Genomic DNA, 15695 nt, shown 5'->3' on the forward strand with positions numbered 1-15695 from the left:
AATCAATTTCGAATGGGCCCGCTTTCATCGAACAGACCGAAATAGCCGCGCCACCGGAACTCCCGGCCCGCAATGCGCACCGCATGCTCCAGCGAATCGGCGGAGTTGTACGACAACCCCAGGAACCGCTCGCCGACCCGATTGCCGACAATTTTCACCACGTCGCGGCGATCGTGGCTGAAGCGCTTGATGGCCGTGATCGACCCTTCGCTAGCGACTGTGGATTCCTCTGCCGCGTCGTACTGCCCATGCACTTCCAGTGTCGAAACGAAGGCGCTGTCGGCGGCGTCATTAAGCCTCAGTATCAGCGCCTGCTCGCGCCGCAGGCTGAGTTGGGGGTCGTTCGCGCCAAGCTCTGCAAACAGGATTTCCAGCGGCGCCTCCGCCTGAATCGAATAGGTGTAGAAGCGATCGCCGGCAAGCCAGGTCATGGAAAACAGTTCGTCGGCCGCCACCTGTGTTTGCGCGCGCAGCCAGAGGTGCTGATAGCCGTTGGCGCTACCCATGGGTAGCAGCTTGTCGTGCATCGCGCGAAGCGGCGGGTTAGTAGCGATGACGTGACCCTTGAAGTGAAGAGGCAGATCGTATTGCCGCGGCCCGCTGCCGGAAATCTTGAGAGCATCGACTACGACAGGCCCGTCGGCAAGCACCCCGTCCAGCAGTGCGAGAGTACGACTGAAGGAAATGTCCGCGTACGCGCCGTCCATGGACGCAGCGGCGACGTGAATGCCGCCTTCGCTGCCGAAGAACAACATTTCCGGATGGAAGCGCTCGCCCACGTCGAGCCGGGCGCCGAAGTGACTCTGTTCGTCCACGACCAGCGTATTGTGGGCAACCGTCTGCTTGGCCCAGGTCGTGTTTTCCGGCAGGTAACGGCCGCCGTTCTTGGCTTCGATGTTGAGAAACCTTGCAGCGCCGTAGTCGGCCACGATTTCGTTGCCGTTGTCGTAGAAGATCCAGTGCAGTTTGTCGAAATGGCCATGTCCCATTCCTTGCGCGGTGGCCTTCAGCACCAGCGCCTGGTGACCATTTCCCGCGCCGTTGCGAAGAATGGCCAAGGCGCCCTGCTCGCCGGACGGACCGTCTCTGAGCAGCACGGATCGATGTTCGTACGGCTGCCCCTCGCCGCGGTCCGCCGCCTGCGCCAGTGCAAGGCCGTCGCCCGTAAGGACGAAGCTGCCCTGCCGGGCGGCCACCGAAATTAGCCTTGGGTCGCCGGTAAGCGCGTGAGCGATTGCCACCCCATGGCGCAGTTCGACGGTATCCAGCCCCTTTTCCCTGATCGCGTCGTTGATCGGAAAGAACAGCCCCCCATAGGAAAGCTCGATGCAAGCATAGATCGCCTTCAGCAGCAGGCCGTCGCGATACTCGAATATCTTCAGTTCCGGATTGTTGTTCTCGATGCTGCGGGCAAAAACCACCAGCGGCATCAATGCGTAACGCTGGTAGTAAGGACCCTCGGCGTAGTAGCCATCGGGCGAGAGCAGCAGATCAAGCTGCCTCAGGAACCCGGCACTGCCGTCGCGTTCGAGCCCGTATAGCGACTTCTCCACATACGCGCGATCGTTGAGCACGTATCCCGTCATCCCTACCGCGGCGACCGCCCAGGTTCCGTGGTTGTGGATGCGGTCGAAGGTGTGCGGCGATTCCACCGAGAGAAATTCGGCCATGGGCCGCAGCAAGCGTTGTTCAATAGCGTTTTTCTCGTCACTGGAAAGCGTATCCACGATCGCGTCGTAGCCCTGGATCGCATGAACCAGCCATACGGACTCGTTGAGGTTCTGCCAGAACAGCCTGCCGGGGGCCTGCTCCTTCCTCATCGGATGCTCGCCCAATCGCGGATACATGTCCGCATACGCCAGAAGCAAGGACTTCGCGTGGCCCGCGTAGCCCTCCGCGCCAGTAAGCTGATAAACGGTTCCGGCCTCGCGGATCGCAACCCCGTTTCTCTTGTGCTGCTCATGCGAATAGCCACCGCCCGCATCGGTAGGCTCCGGCACGTCGGGTTGGGATGCGAAGTAGCGGTCGATGCGCGCCCTTGTCAGGTTCAGCGAGCGCATGAAGCTCGGCGATTCGTGGATCGCGCCGGTAATGCGCTCGACATCTTGGGCAGTCAGCAGTAAGCGGGGGTGAGACGCCCCGCCTTCTTGGCACCAGCCGCCGAATGCCAGCGCCGCCAGGGCCGGAACGATTAGCACGCGACGCATCATGGCCTGGCGGCCTCGCTCACAATCGGATCCGGCGTACCGGCAAATCGATTGCCTGCGATGCGCGTTATCGGATCGCCGACCGTATGCGTTACGTGTATCGGCCGACTGTTGATGAAGTCGTTGTCGTGGAGGTCGGCCACCTGTACGCCCAGCAGGCGTACCGACGCCCCGGTTTTATTGCGCGCGCCATGCCCGACCGAGTCCATTACGCTGGCACGGATTTCGAGGCGGGGGCCGAAGGTGCTCTCGTCCGTTCCGCCCCGGTAGATGTCCACCACAGCGCCGCCGATATTGCTGAAACGGCTATCGACAATCGAAACAACCTCGCCGTTGTAGCGGCCCAAGTCGTCAACTTCCTTGCCAAGCGCAATTACGCTGCCGGTGATGTCGATGAATTCGGAGCGCGTGATGCGGATCGCATCCGCAAAGGTGTTCTTGGCCACCAACAGGAAATTGAAGGAATGATTGGTATCAAGATCGCTTACCGAGCAGTCTTCAATAGCCAGGCCATAGTTCCTCACCATCGAGTAACGGCTGGTGCGAATTACCGCGTTGCCGGCCACATCGGGAGAGGCGGCGCCGGAAATCTCGAGGCCGGACAAAGCGAGGCTCCCGCCATCATCAAGCTCGAACAGCGCCGAGCGCTCGAACTCCAGCCTCACCGTTCCAGGGCCCTGCGCCGCTCTTATGCGCAGCGGCCGCGCAATGAGAATAGTCTTCCTGACGCGGTAGAGGCCAGGGAGCAGATCAAGAGTCTCGCCCGCTTCGGCCCCACGCACGGCGTCGAACAATGCGTCCTCGCCCGGACTGACGGCGATTGGTGCCTTGGGCGCCTGGGAGGCAAGGCGTTCCGCTTGACTGGAGGCCGGAGCGTCCTCCGTGCCGGAATTTCGAGGTGGTTTCGGATACCAGGCAACACCCGTGTCGTCCCTGTTCAGCACTTGAAGGCCGGACCGAACGCCGACGGAGGCAAGTTGGTCACCGACCGGATACTTGAGCCCGTTGTGCGCCGCTTGCATCTCGAATGCGGCGTTCGTAAAGCCGTCTTGCAGGGGTAATTCCTCCACAGCGTTGGCGGCGTTGGCGGCAAAGGCGATTCCGCTTACGTCGTCATGCACGCGAATGACGTTTTCCCGGCTCCGATTGAATACCAGGTTGGAACGAAACACGCTATCAAGCGGCACGGCCGACCGCTCTTCATCGCTGCCCGCGCCCAGCTCAATATGTCCGCACTCGACGATCGAGTTGTTCTCGATCCGTACATCCTCGACTTGGTGATAGCGGTTGATCGGCGAATTCGGGACCCCGTTCATAATCACGAATGCGGCCCCGAAGCGGCGGCCGGTAAGGCCCTGAAGGTAGTTGTTGCGGATCTGGTGGCCCTTGTTGATGATCCGTATTCCCCCAGTATTGGGAACGCCGTTGCCCAAAAACACGTTGTCTTCGACCACGGCGTTGTTGCCGTGACGCAGCGTCAGCGTGCCCTGCGATTCCAGAAACAGGTTGCCACGGAAGATATTGCCGCCCGACTTGTTGGAGATGATCTCCACTTCCCCGTTGCAGCGGTCGAACACGTTGTTCTCCACAACGGTCAGCGAATCGCTGAGCGAGTAATGGCTGGTGCCGATTCTGAGCGTCTCGCCGCCGTTGGATCCCAGGATCGGCCGGGGGCCGAAGTAGTTATGGTCGATCCGATGGTGGTTACGCTGGTTCTCCTCGCCATCCAGCCGCACCGCCATGGTGACTCCAGCGTTGCCCTTGCCTACCAGGTGGTTGTGATCGAAGCGGTTGTTGCGCCCGAACATGAGCACCCAGAAGTCGGTTTCATGGCGCTCCGGGTTACTGAAGTGATCAATGACCGTTTCGGTGACTCGCGAGTGATAGGCCGGCTCGCCCTTGGTGCGCCGAAAGGATATTACGGCCTGGGTGGGCGAATAGCCGTCCTTGAATACCAGACCCGACACGACCAGGTGCCGGCCGGCGAGGCGCAGATTGGACTGGCCGCTGAGCACGACCTGCCCCTTGGTTTCCGCTTTCAGGGTAATCGGTTGTTGCGGCCGGCCCTTGCCGGTGAACAGTATCTCGAAGTCCTCCCATACGCCGTTGGCAAGAACAATCGCATCGCCAGGCTGCGCGCCCTGCAAGGCCTCGCGATATTCCTCTCGGGTGCGCACCAGGGTCTCGGCGGCGATTGCGTCGCCGGCCGCGGCGAGCGCAACGAACGCGGTCAGAGCCGCCCGAAACCCTGGAATGCACTTCACGAGCCGGGAGGCTTCGGATTGGGCCTACAGGCCCTAAATGCGGGCGCTCTTCAGGAAGCGGGCGCGGCTTTCGCTGGCCTTCTGACGCACGTCCCTGATGGCTCTGCGCTCGGTAACGTCGAGCATCGATTCCAGCAGCCGCGTAAAGTGCTTTCTCATCGCCAGCCGCGCCTGCGCAGGGTCGCGGCTGTAGAGCGCATCGAGAATTTCCCGGTGTTCCCTGCCGCGCTCCGTCGGATCTTCCGAGCAAACGGCGTCGTACACCTTCTTGACCTGCGGCAATTCCATGCGCATTCTCCACAGCTTCTCGACGATGTAATAGAGCACCGAATTGCCTGCTGCGGCTGCAATGGTCAAATGAAAATTTCGGTCCGGGAGCTCCCCCGCATCCGAGTCGCCATCGCCGCCGTCACTCATATCCTCGATGAGCTGCTCGAGCTGCGCCAGCGTTTCATCGCTGATATCGGGCGCCGCGAGGGCGGCCACCTCCGATTCGAACAGTGACCTTGCCTCCGTCAACTCCAGCGCGCTCACGCTGGGCAGCATGTCCACCTGAGAACCTGCCGCGTCCAGCACGTGCGCTCCCGAGCCGGGCCGAACCTCCAGCTTCCCTAGCGCCTGCAGCGAAATGAGAGCCTGTCGGACCGTGACCCGACTTACATCGAATTGCTCGGCGAGCTCGCGTTCGCCCGGCAAGCGGGTGCCGGGCGGGTATACGCCCTCTGCTATTCGCTGCGCAATCCTTTGCGCGACGGTCTCATAAAGCCGCTGTTCCTTCATGGTTCCGCTGTTTCAATAGAACTTGGCCCGCAGACCCACGAACAAGCGCGGACCGTAACTGTTCACCTCGGCGAGGTTGTTCGGCGTGGGATTGTATTGAATCCGAGGCTCGTCCAGCAGGTTGATGCCTTCCACCCGCAGCGTAACGTTGTCGGTAATTTCGTAGGTTACGCGCGCCTCGAGCACCTCGTTGTCCGCAATGTAGCGAATGTTTCCCGGAGTACTGATGAATTGCTGGAAGTAATCGCTGCGCGACTTGTAGATGAGTTGCACGTCGAGAGCCGCGAGCTGGTAGTAGAGCTGCGCGGAAATCACCGAGTCGGAAAAACCGAACAAATTGGCCGGCTCCACGAAACCGACACGTTCCGAGACGACATTACCTGCCTCATCGAGCACCAGAGCCGATCCGAAGTTGGCGTCCTCGAACTCGAAATCGGAATCCGCCACGTTCACGCTCAGCTTCGCGCCCAGTCCACTCAGCAATCCGGGCAGATAGCTGAACGAGTGCGCCGCGGTCAATTCAAAGCCGGTGAGCGTGCTTGAATCCTCGTCGGTGCGCATGGTGGTGACGTCGGCGTTGAACGGCTGCCCGTCAATCGTGAATTGCTCCACCCGCTGGGTATTCTCGAAACCGCCGAGGAAGCGCTTGTAATAGACGCCCAGGGCCAGAATGGAGTCATCGTTCGGATACCACTCCAGAGCGACATCGGCGTTCCAGGACGTCAACGGCTCCAGGTCCGGGTTGCCGGAAGCGCTCGCCCGGCCCACCAGGTCGGCGATCGACGTGGGATCATCGTCGTCATCCACGCTCAGCGCACGTCCAAAACCGAGATCGGCCGGGTCCGGGCGGGATAATCCGCGATACACGCCGCCGCGCAGCAGCAAATCATCCTGCCAGTTCACGACCAGGTTCACGCTTGGCAGCAGTTCCGTGTAGCGCTCGCCGCCGACCACGGACTGGAAGGTGCTGGAATCCTCCACAACGCTGATAGTTCCATCGGGCTCGGCGACGGTCGTGAATACCGTCCGCAACCCTGTCGAATTCACGTCGGTCGAAACCACGCGCAGCCCGAAATTGCCCCGCACCGGCTTGCCGCTCCACTGGTCCTCGTAATTGAACTGCACATAGGCGGCCAAGGTCTTCTCCTCCACATCAATGTTGCTCACCGACTGACCCGGAGACGGAATGGCGGGCACTTCTCCGAGAAACTCCCGTACCAGGCAAAGCGGATCGAAAGTAGCGTAAGCGCTGCCGGTGCCGTCGGGTATGACATTGCCATCCGCGTCGACGTTGGTGATCAGGTTCTGGCCGTTGCTGGGCTCGGACAGGAACCCGGGCTCGGGAAACCGCTCGTTGCGGCATGCCAGGCTGGCGCCCTGTATGGCGCTATCGGGATGATTGTAAGTGTCACGCGCTCTGGGGAAGCTGACGTACTCCAGCTCGGAATAGCGGACACCGCTCTCGATGCTGTTGATTCTGCCCCAATCCACCTCGAACTCGAGATCGCCGCGGGCCGCCTTGATGGTGTTGTCGCGCGACTGGTTGAGGTCAACACGAGTGCGGGCCGAGTCCGCATACAGGTCGTGATTGGTCACATCGAAATTCTGCACCGTAACCAGCGGCACGACGGAACCACCACCCGGTATCTGGATGGACGTGAACACGCGGTCCGAACCCGCCGGCGTGTCGTTGCCGAAGATGTCGCGGGGCTCCGACTGCAGCCGCGTATGGATGATGTTCTCGCGCCGCGAGGTATCAGAGTAGGACACGTCGAAGGACAGATACAACCGATCGCTGGCCTGGAATCCCAGGTTCAATCCAGCGCCTGAATAGTCCTCGATCCGCTCCTGGTAGGTGCTTAGGGTTTCGATCCGGCCGATGGTCTCGAACAGCGAAACCTCCCCGGTGGGTGCGGCGATCAGCGTTTCAGGGGTGAGGCCGGGAATGATCCGGCGCTGCTCGGAGAAATAAAGATCGTTGCGCACTTCGGTGAAGGTGCGGTCGGAAACCTGCATGTCGAAGTTGATATCGAGCCGGTCGCTGGGCTGCCACTGGAAGGCGCCGAACACGCTCTCGCGGTCGTCATCGGTAATGTTCTGGCGGAATGACCGCGAACTGGGCACAAAAATGAAGGGCGCCCCCGCGTCCGGCGCCATCCCGGTGTCCGGATTGACGGTACTGTTCAGGTTCCCGGCGCCGCTGTCGCAGTTGCCGCTGGAGGTTCGGCCCACGCCGCCATTAACGCCAATGTCGTTGCGGCAGTCGCGCCAACCGCTGGTGGTGCGGAACTCCTGCTCCGGGTTGGTTCCCAGCCGCTTTTGAAAGCCGAGGGAAATGCCGAAATTGCCGCCGTCCGGCAAGTCGAACTGGTCGATATAGCTCAAGGTCGTGCGGCTGCCCCACTCCCGCTCGTTGTCGATGATGTCCGAGTTGTCGGGATGGTTGCTGCCTTTGATCTCGGCCTGAATTCTGCGTTTGCCGTACTCCAGGGGCTTGAGCGTCTCCAGCCATATCTGCCCGGACACCCCGCCCTCGATGAGGCTGGCTTCCTGGGTCTTGTAGATCAGCAGTTTGTTGAACAGCTCCGAGGGAAACTGGCTGAAGTTCACGGAACGATCGCCGCTGCCGTTGGTGGCTTCGCGCCCGTTGACCACGGTGGAGCCCAGAAACGGCCCCATACCGCGAATCGATATTTCCGTGGCGCCGCCCTGCTCGCGGTGCGAGGCCGCACTGGTGAGCGTTTCCAGCGCTTCGCCGATGGACAGCGCCGGTATGTCGCCGATGTCCTCCGTGGACAAGGCCTCGACAACCGTATCGGACAGCCGTTTCTCCTCTATCGAGGTACGAATGACACCCCGGGTGCCGGTCACTACGATCTCTTCGACAGGCGAGTCAGCCGCGATCTCGTCGTCGTTCGGCACATCCTGAGCCAAGCCCGGCATCGCAATCAGCGCGGCCCCAAAACCAACGCAAACCGCAGCCCGTATGCGCCGCCTGCAAGGCGTGTGTGTCGTGTTTGTCCGCATGTTGCCTCCCCAAGCCATATTGCGAAAGGGGAATATACCAAATGCTTGGGATCAGTCCAACCCTTTTTGTAGCTCCTGTTAGTTCAAATCTGTTAGACCAAAGCTGTGAGACCAATGCTTCCTGCCTGCTACTCTGCGGTTGCCTGCCCAGCCCATCCGATGGCTTCGGCCGCAAAAGCGAACTGGTTGGCGATGTCTTCGATACGCATCCAGGTAGGCGTTCCGGCGCCATGACCGGCCCGCGTCTCGATGCGGATCAGCACCGGATTGGCGCAACCTTGCGCCTTTTGCAACGCCGCCGCGAACTTGTAGCTGTGCCAGGGCGCCACGCGGTCGTCGTGATCTCCGGTGGTTACCAGCGTGGGCGGATAACAGACGCCATCGGCCACGCGATGCACGGGCGAATAGGCATACTGGGCGCGAAAATCCGCCTCGTTTTCCGACAGGCCGTAATCGTCGGCCCAGGCCCGCGCGTTGGCGCTGGCGGTGTGATAGCGCAGCATGTCGAGAACGCCCACGCCCGGCAGCGCCGCTCCGAATAGATCCGGACGCTGCGTCATGACCGCACCCACCAAGAGACCGCCGTTGCTGCGCCCTTGGATTACCAGGCGCCCGGGCATGGTATAGCCCTGTTCGATCAGCCACTCAGCCGCAGCGATGAAGTCGTCGAATACGTTCTGCTTGCGCTCGCGAGTTCCCGCCAAGTGCCACTCACGTCCGTATTCGCCGCCCCCGCGCAGATTCGGGATGGCCAGCAGACCGCCCATTTCCAGCCATGCCAGCCTCTCGCTGCTGTAGCTCGGCAACAGCGAAATATTGAATCCGCCATACCCGTAAAGCAACGTAGGCTGGTCGCCGGTCGCCTCCAGGTCCCTGCGGCTCACCAGGAACATGGGAATGCGGGTGCCGTCCTTGCTGGAATAAAACACCTGCCTGGCAAGATAATCAGAGCCGTCGATAGCTGTTTCGGTGCGATGATGGAGGCTGCTTTCGCCCGTGCCGACATCGTAGCGGTAGATGGCGCCGGGATCGGTAAAGCCGGAAAACGTGTAGAAGGTCTCCGGATCGTCCCAGCGGCCGCCGAATCCCCGTACCGAGCCGACGCCAGGCAGTTGGACAGTCTCCACCAGCTCACCGCCGCTCTCGTGGACCCGCACCAGCGGCTGCACGTCCTGCAAGTATGAAGCGATAAAGCGTCCGCCCACGGCGCTGATGCCTGCCAGCACGTTCTCGCCCTGCGGGATGATCTCCGTCCATTCCTCGGGGCGGTTTACATCCAGTGCGATGACCTTGCGGCGCGGCGCGTCCTTGTTGGTGGAAAAGTAGAACGTATCGCCGTCATTGGCCAGGTAGCCATAAAGGGCGTCCCACTGATCCAGCAGGGGCAGAATGTCCGAGTCCGGCTCATCCAGGCGCCGGTAGTGGATGGCGTTGGCCAGATAGCCCTCCTGAAGCCTTACGATCAGGAATGCGCCATCCTCGGTCACGGACGCATAGGCATTGCGCTCCTCATCCGGCGGCATGCGCAGAACCAGACGGTCTTCGGACTGCTCCGTCCCGAGGGTGTGGAAATAGACGGACACAGCCTTCTGGTCGTCGGCGCGCCCCTCGTCGTCCACCGGATAGCGGCTGTAGTAGAAGCCGCCCTCGTCCAAAGCCCAGGAAATTCCGGTGAACTTGGTATAGGTAATGCGGTCGGGCAAATCCTGGCCAGTAGCGACTTCGCGCACCTGCCAGTCGCGCCAATCCGAACCGCCCTCGGACCTGGCATAGGCGATATAGCGCCCTTCGGGACTCACTGAGCGACCGGCCAGACTTGCCGTGCCGTCCTCCGTCCAAGTATTGGGATCGATCAGAATGCGCGCTTCCCCGTCGAGCCCCGCGCGCACATAGAGCACACTGTGGTTCTGCAGACCGTCGTTGCGGAGCTCGAAATACCAGGGCCCGTGACGCCACGGAGCAGAGCGGCGGGGATAGTTCCACACCTCGGTGAGCCGCTCCCGCAAGGTCTCGCGGAGCGGCAAACCTTCCAGATACGGATCGGACAAAGCATTCTGCGAAGCCACCCAGGCGTCGGTTTCCTCGGAATCCAACGCCTCCATCCAGCGGTACGGATCGGTCACTTCGACGCCGAAATAATCGTCGCGCTGATCGGACAGCTTCGAACGGGGATAGTCCGGCCCCGCTTGCTCTGCGGGACCACAAGCTCCGGCAAGGAGCACGGCGGCAAGGGAAATAACGGTTGTGCGCATGGATAGTAACTCGTGTTGTATGGGCGGTGAGCGGCAAGATTCTAACCTGCAGCCCTCTGAAACCCACGGCAGGCGAGCAGGCATGTTGATATGATTGGTGCGGTGACCCAAGCCGAGGTATTCAGGCAGGCGCTGCGCCTCGTCGGCAAGGACTGGAACCTGCTGAACCGGCTCATCTACGAACACTTGCGCAGCGATGTGCCGCTGGTTGGGCGCGTAGCGCAATACCTCCTGAACGCCGGCGGAAAACGCATACGGCCCATGCTGCTGATGCTCGTGGCGCGCGCCCTGGGTTGTCCGCCTGGCGGCCCGCAGGTGCGCGCGGGCGTGATCGTGGAGTACATCCACTCGGCGACCCTGCTGCACGATGATGTGGTCGATGACGCGGAATTGCGCCGCGGGCGCGCTGCGTCCAACGTCCTCCACGGGCCGGCGGCCAGCGTACTGGTGGGCGACTTTCTCTATTCCCGTGCTTTCGAACTGATTGTGGCAACCCTCAAGACCGACCGAGCCGTGGAAGTGCTGGCGACCACTACCAACAGGATCGCCGAAGGCGAGGTTCTGCAACTGATGAACCTCAAGCAAGTCGCGGTTACCGAGGAGCAGTACCTGGAAGTGATCCGCCGCAAGACCGCGTCGCTGTTCGAGGCATGCGCACAGATCGGCGCCATTCTGGCCGGAGCGGGCTCCGATCTGGAGCGATCCGCAGCCGCCTACGGGGTTGAACTGGGCATGGCGTACCAGATCGCCGACGACGTGCTCGACTACTCCGGCGGCGAAGCGGCTTTCGGCAAGAACGTGGGCACCGACCTCAAGGAAGGAAAAACAACGCTGCCGCTCATCCATGCGATGCATGCCGGTTCGCCAGCGCAGCAGGCAGCGCTGCACACGGCCGTGCGCACCGGTGGCCTGGAAAAACTGCCCGAAGTAATGGAAGCGATCGAATCGACGGGGGCGCTACAATACGCCGCCAAGCGCGCCGGAGAAGCCGCCGGGCGCGCCGTGGAGGCCTTGGCGCCCCTGCCCGATTCGAAATTTCGCGACGTACTGGAGTCGCTGGCTCGTTTCGCGGCACAGCGCGCATATTAGCCTCCGGTTTCGCCACCTTTCGGTCGGGGTGTAGCTCAGCCTGGTAGAGCACTGTCTTCGGGTGGCAGGAGTCGCTGGTTCAAATCCAGTCACCCCGACCATAAATCCGGTTTGCCGTCCGCCGCTGAGGTGTGCGCATTTCGGAAGGCTTCGCCGCAAGAGGGATTGGGGAGCCATGGCTGGCATTTGTATGGTTCTAAAAGAAACATTGACAAATGCATGAAATAACGTATATTTGCCTAATCTGAAATGCCAGTCTTGGGGGCAATGATGATTCGCAAATCGGTGCTTGGATGGAGTCTTTTCCTGTTAGCAGCTCCGGGGCTTGCCGACAAGACGCTCGACGACCGGATGATGCATGCCGCATCCATTCTTCAGGAGATACGGGGTTCGCTCGACGAGGAACCGCCCGGCGTACTGGAAAACGCTTATGCCGTGGCTGTATTTCCCGAGTTCGTCAACGTGGGCCTGGTGGGCGGCGTGAAGCATGGACGCGGCGTTCTGGCTCAGCGTATGGAATCCGGAGATTGGAGCAAACCGGCTTTCGTGCGCCTCACCAGCGGGAGCTTCGGATTGCAGTTCGGCATATCGATGTCGCAACTGCTCCTTGTGTTCAAGGATCCCAAGGCCGTTGAAGCGATTTCTGGTGGCCAGTTCGCAATTGGCGCCGATGCCGGGTATGCGGCGGGCGAGCTTGGAGGCAGCGCCGGCGCCGGAACCGATAACAAACTCGAAAACCAGGTCGTGGCAGTGGCGCGTTCCAAGGGCCTTTTCGCGGGCGTCGCACTGGAAGGCGGTGTGCTGCGCGTGGACAAGAACGCCAACGTGGAGTTTTACAACGACGCCATAGGACTCGACGGGCAAGCGCTCCTTGAGGATACCGATGTGGAAACGCCCGCAGTGGCGCAGCATTTCCAGATTGTATTGATGGAATCCGTGCCCCCGCTCGCTGCAAGTGAAACATCCAGCAGCGAAGAGCAAACCGCCAAGGACCTGGATTCCAACAACAGCGGCGCTTCGGTGCTCCCGGTGGACACCGTGGCTTTGAGATCCGGCGCGAAACACAATCTCGCGGCGGCAGCAAAGACACCTCAAACATTGAGCGCTTCCGAGTTGGTGAGCAATGCGCTGCATGAGAAACCCGCCGCAGGTGAATGGATTACCCTGGAGGACGAGAAACTAGCTGCCAACAGTTTGAATGCGGGCGGAGTTGAATCCGGCAACGCGCGCCCAGACCTTGCGCTTTCGGATGACGCTCGCGCAGCGGTTTTAAGCGGCGCCGGAAGTCTGGCCGACCATGCCTTGAGCAACAACCCCGACGTGGAAAAGACCCAATTGGCGGCAAATTTGGGCAAGAGAGTGTTAGACGCCGCGCTTCCCAATGCAGGTTCCTCCTCTTCCGAGCCGGCGAAGTACGCCTCCGGCAACAGCGAGTGGATTGAGGTATCCGAACAGCAGCATCGCCCCGTCCTGCAACTCCCCCTGCCCTCCGAGCCAACTGAAGCAGAACCCTTGCAGGCGGCTGGAAACGCAGCCCACGACGGGCGCTCCTTAGGCCCGCCTTCGCCTTCCGAGTGGCCACAGGAATGGCTGCAGTCCTCAATCGAACCCTGCCTACCGAGCTCCTGATTCACCGAAGGACCAATGCCGGCGCCGCGCGCAGGCGCTATGCTATTCTGCGCGTTCCGAATACAAGATATTGACGCCTTTCGCAAAAGGTTGATTGAACCAGGTAATAGCTAGATTTCCGACCAGCCGAACACACAACATACAAATTGCCGAGGTTGCTCTGATGCAGTTCTCCAATTTCGCCCGCATATTCAACGCCCAAAGTGGCGCCAAGGAATTGATGGAAGACATGTCGCGCATTCCGCCCGGCGTCGATACCGTCTATCGGCTGGGTGGCGGCAATCCGGCAATTATTCCGGAAGTGGCCGACGCGTTCCGGGCGGAGCTGGCGAAGATCGCCGCGGATCCGAAGCGCTTCGACCATATGGCTTCGATCTACTCGGAACCGTTAGGCGATCTGCGGTTCCGCGAAGCCTTGGCGGACCTGTTGCGCGACGAGTATGGCTGGCCGCTCACAGCAAACAACGTAGCCCTCACTCCGGGCAGCCAACTCGGGTTCTATTTCCTTTTCAACCTGTTCGGCGGCATCGGCCCGAAAGGCAGGCGCCGGCGCATCATCATTCCGCTGTGTCCGGAATACATCGGCTACACCGGGCTGATCGCCAACCCCCAGTTCATGGCCTCGCGGCGCTCGATCATTCACGAATTGCCCAATCGGCAGTTCAAGTACGGCTTGCGCATGGACGGACTCGAAGACGTGGAGGACATGGGCGCCATCGTCGTGTCGCGTCCCACCAATCCCACCGGCAACGTGATCCGCGAAAGCGAGCTTGCGCAACTGGACAGGGTAGCGAGAGCACGCAAGGCGCCGCTGATCGTGGACAACGCCTACGGCTTGCCCTTCCCGAGCATGATTTACGTGGATGCCACTCCGCAATGGAACGAGAACACCATTCTCTCCATGAGCCTCTCGAAAATCGGACTGCCCGCCTTGCGCACCGGGATCGTGATCGCCAACGAGGAGGTAACGGAAATGCTCGGCCGCATTAATGCGCTGACGCAACTCGCGGTGGGCGCGGCGGGGGCGGCGTTGGTAGCGCCTTTGCTGGAGAACCGGGAGCTGCTACGCATTGCGCGCGAGATGATCAAGCCGTTCTACCAGCGCAAGGTTACCGAGGCCGTGGGCTTTTGCCACGAAACCCTCTCCGCGTGCGATTACCGCATCCACAAACCGGAAGGGTCGATGTTTCTCTGGCTCTGGTTTCCTGGCCTCAACGATAATCGGGTCCTCTACAACAAACTCAAGGCGCGCGGCGTAATGATCCTGTCCGGCAACGATTTCTTCCCGGGACTGCGCGGGCCCTGGGCGCATACGCGCGAATGCATAAGAGTCAACGTGTGCGGTAAGGCCGAAAGCGTTTTCGAGGGCTTGAAGATTATCGGCGAAGAAGCCGTGCGCCTGCAGGCGCGAGCTGCCTGAAGGAATATCCCATGCAAGACCTGATGCTGATTTTCCCGGGCCAGGGTGCCCAATACGCCGGGATGGGCAGCGACATCTACGCCGCATTCTCGGCGGCCCGCGATGTCTATGACCAGGCTGGTGAAACACTCGGCTACGACATGCGCGAGTTGAGCTTCTCGGACCCTCAGCAGCGTATCGGCCTGACCCGATATACCCAGCCGGCTCTGCTTACACACTCCATTGCCTGCTTGCGAGTGGCTGAATCCCAGGCCGGCGGCCCGCTCAAGCCAATGGCAGCCGCCGGGCACAGCCTCGGGGAATACAGCGCGCTGGTGGCAGCCAACGCTCTGCGCTTCGAGGATGCCCTGCGTCTGGTTAGCGAGCGTGGACGGCTCATGGGAGAGCATGGCGAAGGCGGAATGCTGGCGCTTGCCATGGACGCCGAGGAAGCGCGGCCACTTGCCGACCGTCATTGCTGCCAGATTGCCGGCCTGAACCTGCCGAGCCAGACCGTCATCGGCGGTACACACGCGGACCTTGAGCGCCTGGCGGCCGATCTGTCTGAAAACCACCCGCGCAAACGCGGCACCCCGCTGGCCACGGAAGGCGCCTTCCATACTTACCTGATGGTAACCGCGGCAAGAGAGTTTCGAGAGATTCTCGACGCCACGGAATTTGCGCCACCACGCTATCCGGTGCTGTCCAACTACACCGCACGACCTCACGAGCCCGAGCCGGAAGCCATCCGCACCCGGCTGTTCTTCCAACTCATCAATCCCGTCAACTGGATTGGATGCATGCACTGGGCGGCGAAGAGTCACGCGCGTTCATTCCTGGAACTGGGCGGAGGCATCGGCCGCGGAGAAACGCCCGCCGAGAAACGTCCCAACCTGCAGGGAATTCTCAAGAAGTACTTCCGTGGAGCCAGCCACGAAGTGGACATCAACGCGGTGATCAACACCGCCAGCGCCGAAGCCTTCGCCGCGACCGCGTAGGCGCGCTTTTCCCTGACTTGCCGCGCAAAAGAAGGCGCCCTGAAAAAAAG

At 61.3% G+C, this 15695-nt stretch carries 9 protein-coding genes and 1 tRNA gene; 5 read left to right on the forward strand and 5 right to left on the reverse strand.

Annotated features, from left to right (window positions below):
* Positions 1 to 2 precede the first annotated feature (2 nt).
* From ACWCOO_RS07060 to ACWCOO_RS07080, 5 genes are all read right to left on the reverse strand, one after another.
* Entirely contained in the window at positions 3 to 2210 is a 2208-nt protein-coding gene (locus ACWCOO_RS07060; RefSeq protein ID WP_446830294.1) for an alginate lyase family protein, read from the reverse strand.
* Positions 2207 to 4471: a polysaccharide lyase 6 family protein gene (locus ACWCOO_RS07065; RefSeq protein WP_446830295.1), complete on the reverse strand. Its 2265-nt coding sequence runs from the start codon at positions 4469 to 4471 to the stop codon at positions 2207 to 2209. The genes ACWCOO_RS07060 and ACWCOO_RS07065 overlap by 4 nt, the downstream gene beginning before the upstream one ends.
* A gap of 33 nt (positions 4472 to 4504) precedes the next feature.
* A complete protein-coding gene (locus ACWCOO_RS07070; RefSeq protein ID WP_446830296.1) occupies positions 4505 to 5251 on the reverse strand; it encodes a FadR/GntR family transcriptional regulator in 747 nt (248 codons plus the stop codon).
* 12 nt (positions 5252 to 5263) lie between these two features.
* Positions 5264 to 8278, reverse strand: coding sequence for a TonB-dependent receptor (locus ACWCOO_RS07075; RefSeq protein WP_446830297.1), 3015 nt, complete (start codon positions 8276 to 8278; stop codon positions 5264 to 5266).
* A 128-nt stretch (positions 8279 to 8406) separates the two neighbouring features.
* A complete protein-coding gene (locus ACWCOO_RS07080) occupies positions 8407 to 10530 on the reverse strand; it encodes a prolyl oligopeptidase family serine peptidase (protein WP_446830298.1) in 2124 nt (707 codons plus the stop codon).
* 90 nt (positions 10531 to 10620) lie between these two features.
* Here ACWCOO_RS07080 and ACWCOO_RS07085 point away from each other — a divergent pair, with 90 nt between their 5' ends.
* From ACWCOO_RS07085 to ACWCOO_RS07105, 5 genes are all read left to right on the forward strand, one after another.
* Positions 10621 to 11619, forward strand: coding sequence for a polyprenyl synthetase family protein (locus tag ACWCOO_RS07085; protein ID WP_446830299.1), 999 nt, complete (start codon positions 10621 to 10623; stop codon positions 11617 to 11619).
* 24 nt (positions 11620 to 11643) lie between these two features.
* Positions 11644 to 11720: transfer RNA gene (locus ACWCOO_RS07090), tRNA-Pro, on the forward strand.
* Positions 11721 to 11886: 166 nt separating this feature from the next.
* A complete protein-coding gene (locus ACWCOO_RS07095; protein ID WP_446830300.1) occupies positions 11887 to 13248 on the forward strand; it encodes a lipid-binding SYLF domain-containing protein in 1362 nt (453 codons plus the stop codon).
* 163 nt (positions 13249 to 13411) lie between these two features.
* Entirely contained in the window at positions 13412 to 14668 is a 1257-nt protein-coding gene (locus ACWCOO_RS07100) for a valine--pyruvate transaminase (protein WP_446830301.1), read from the forward strand.
* 11 nt (positions 14669 to 14679) lie between these two features.
* Positions 14680 to 15645 carry an ACP S-malonyltransferase gene (locus ACWCOO_RS07105; protein WP_446830302.1) on the forward strand — a complete coding sequence of 322 codons (966 nt, stop codon included), beginning with the start codon at positions 14680 to 14682 and terminating at the stop codon, positions 15643 to 15645.
* Positions 15646 to 15695: the final 50 nt, after the last annotated feature.

Source organism: Candidatus Foliamicus sp., assembly GCF_965221325.1.
Classification (GTDB): domain Bacteria; phylum Pseudomonadota; class Gammaproteobacteria; order Steroidobacterales; family Foliamicaceae; genus Foliamicus.

Bases quoted from the DNA above. Each gene is read 5' to 3' on its own strand.
- ACWCOO_RS07060 (WP_446830294.1), bottom strand. From the start codon at position 2,210: ATGATGCGTCGCGTGCTAATCGTTCCGGCCCTGGCGGCGCTGGCATTC.
- ACWCOO_RS07070 (WP_446830296.1), bottom strand. From the start codon at position 5,251: ATGAAGGAACAGCGGCTTTATGAGACCGTCGCGCAAAGGATTGCGCAG.
- ACWCOO_RS07075 (WP_446830297.1), bottom strand. From the start codon at position 8,278: ATGCGGACAAACACGACACACACGCCTTGCAGGCGGCGCATACGGGCT.
- ACWCOO_RS07080 (WP_446830298.1), bottom strand. From the start codon at position 10,530: ATGCGCACAACCGTTATTTCCCTTGCCGCCGTGCTCCTTGCCGGAGCT.
- ACWCOO_RS07085 (WP_446830299.1), top strand. From the start codon at position 10,621: ATGATTGGTGCGGTGACCCAAGCCGAGGTATTCAGGCAGGCGCTGCGC.
- ACWCOO_RS07095 (WP_446830300.1), top strand. From the start codon at position 11,887: ATGATGATTCGCAAATCGGTGCTTGGATGGAGTCTTTTCCTGTTAGCA.
- ACWCOO_RS07100 (WP_446830301.1), top strand. From the start codon at position 13,412: ATGCAGTTCTCCAATTTCGCCCGCATATTCAACGCCCAAAGTGGCGCC.
- ACWCOO_RS07105 (WP_446830302.1), top strand. From the start codon at position 14,680: ATGCAAGACCTGATGCTGATTTTCCCGGGCCAGGGTGCCCAATACGCC.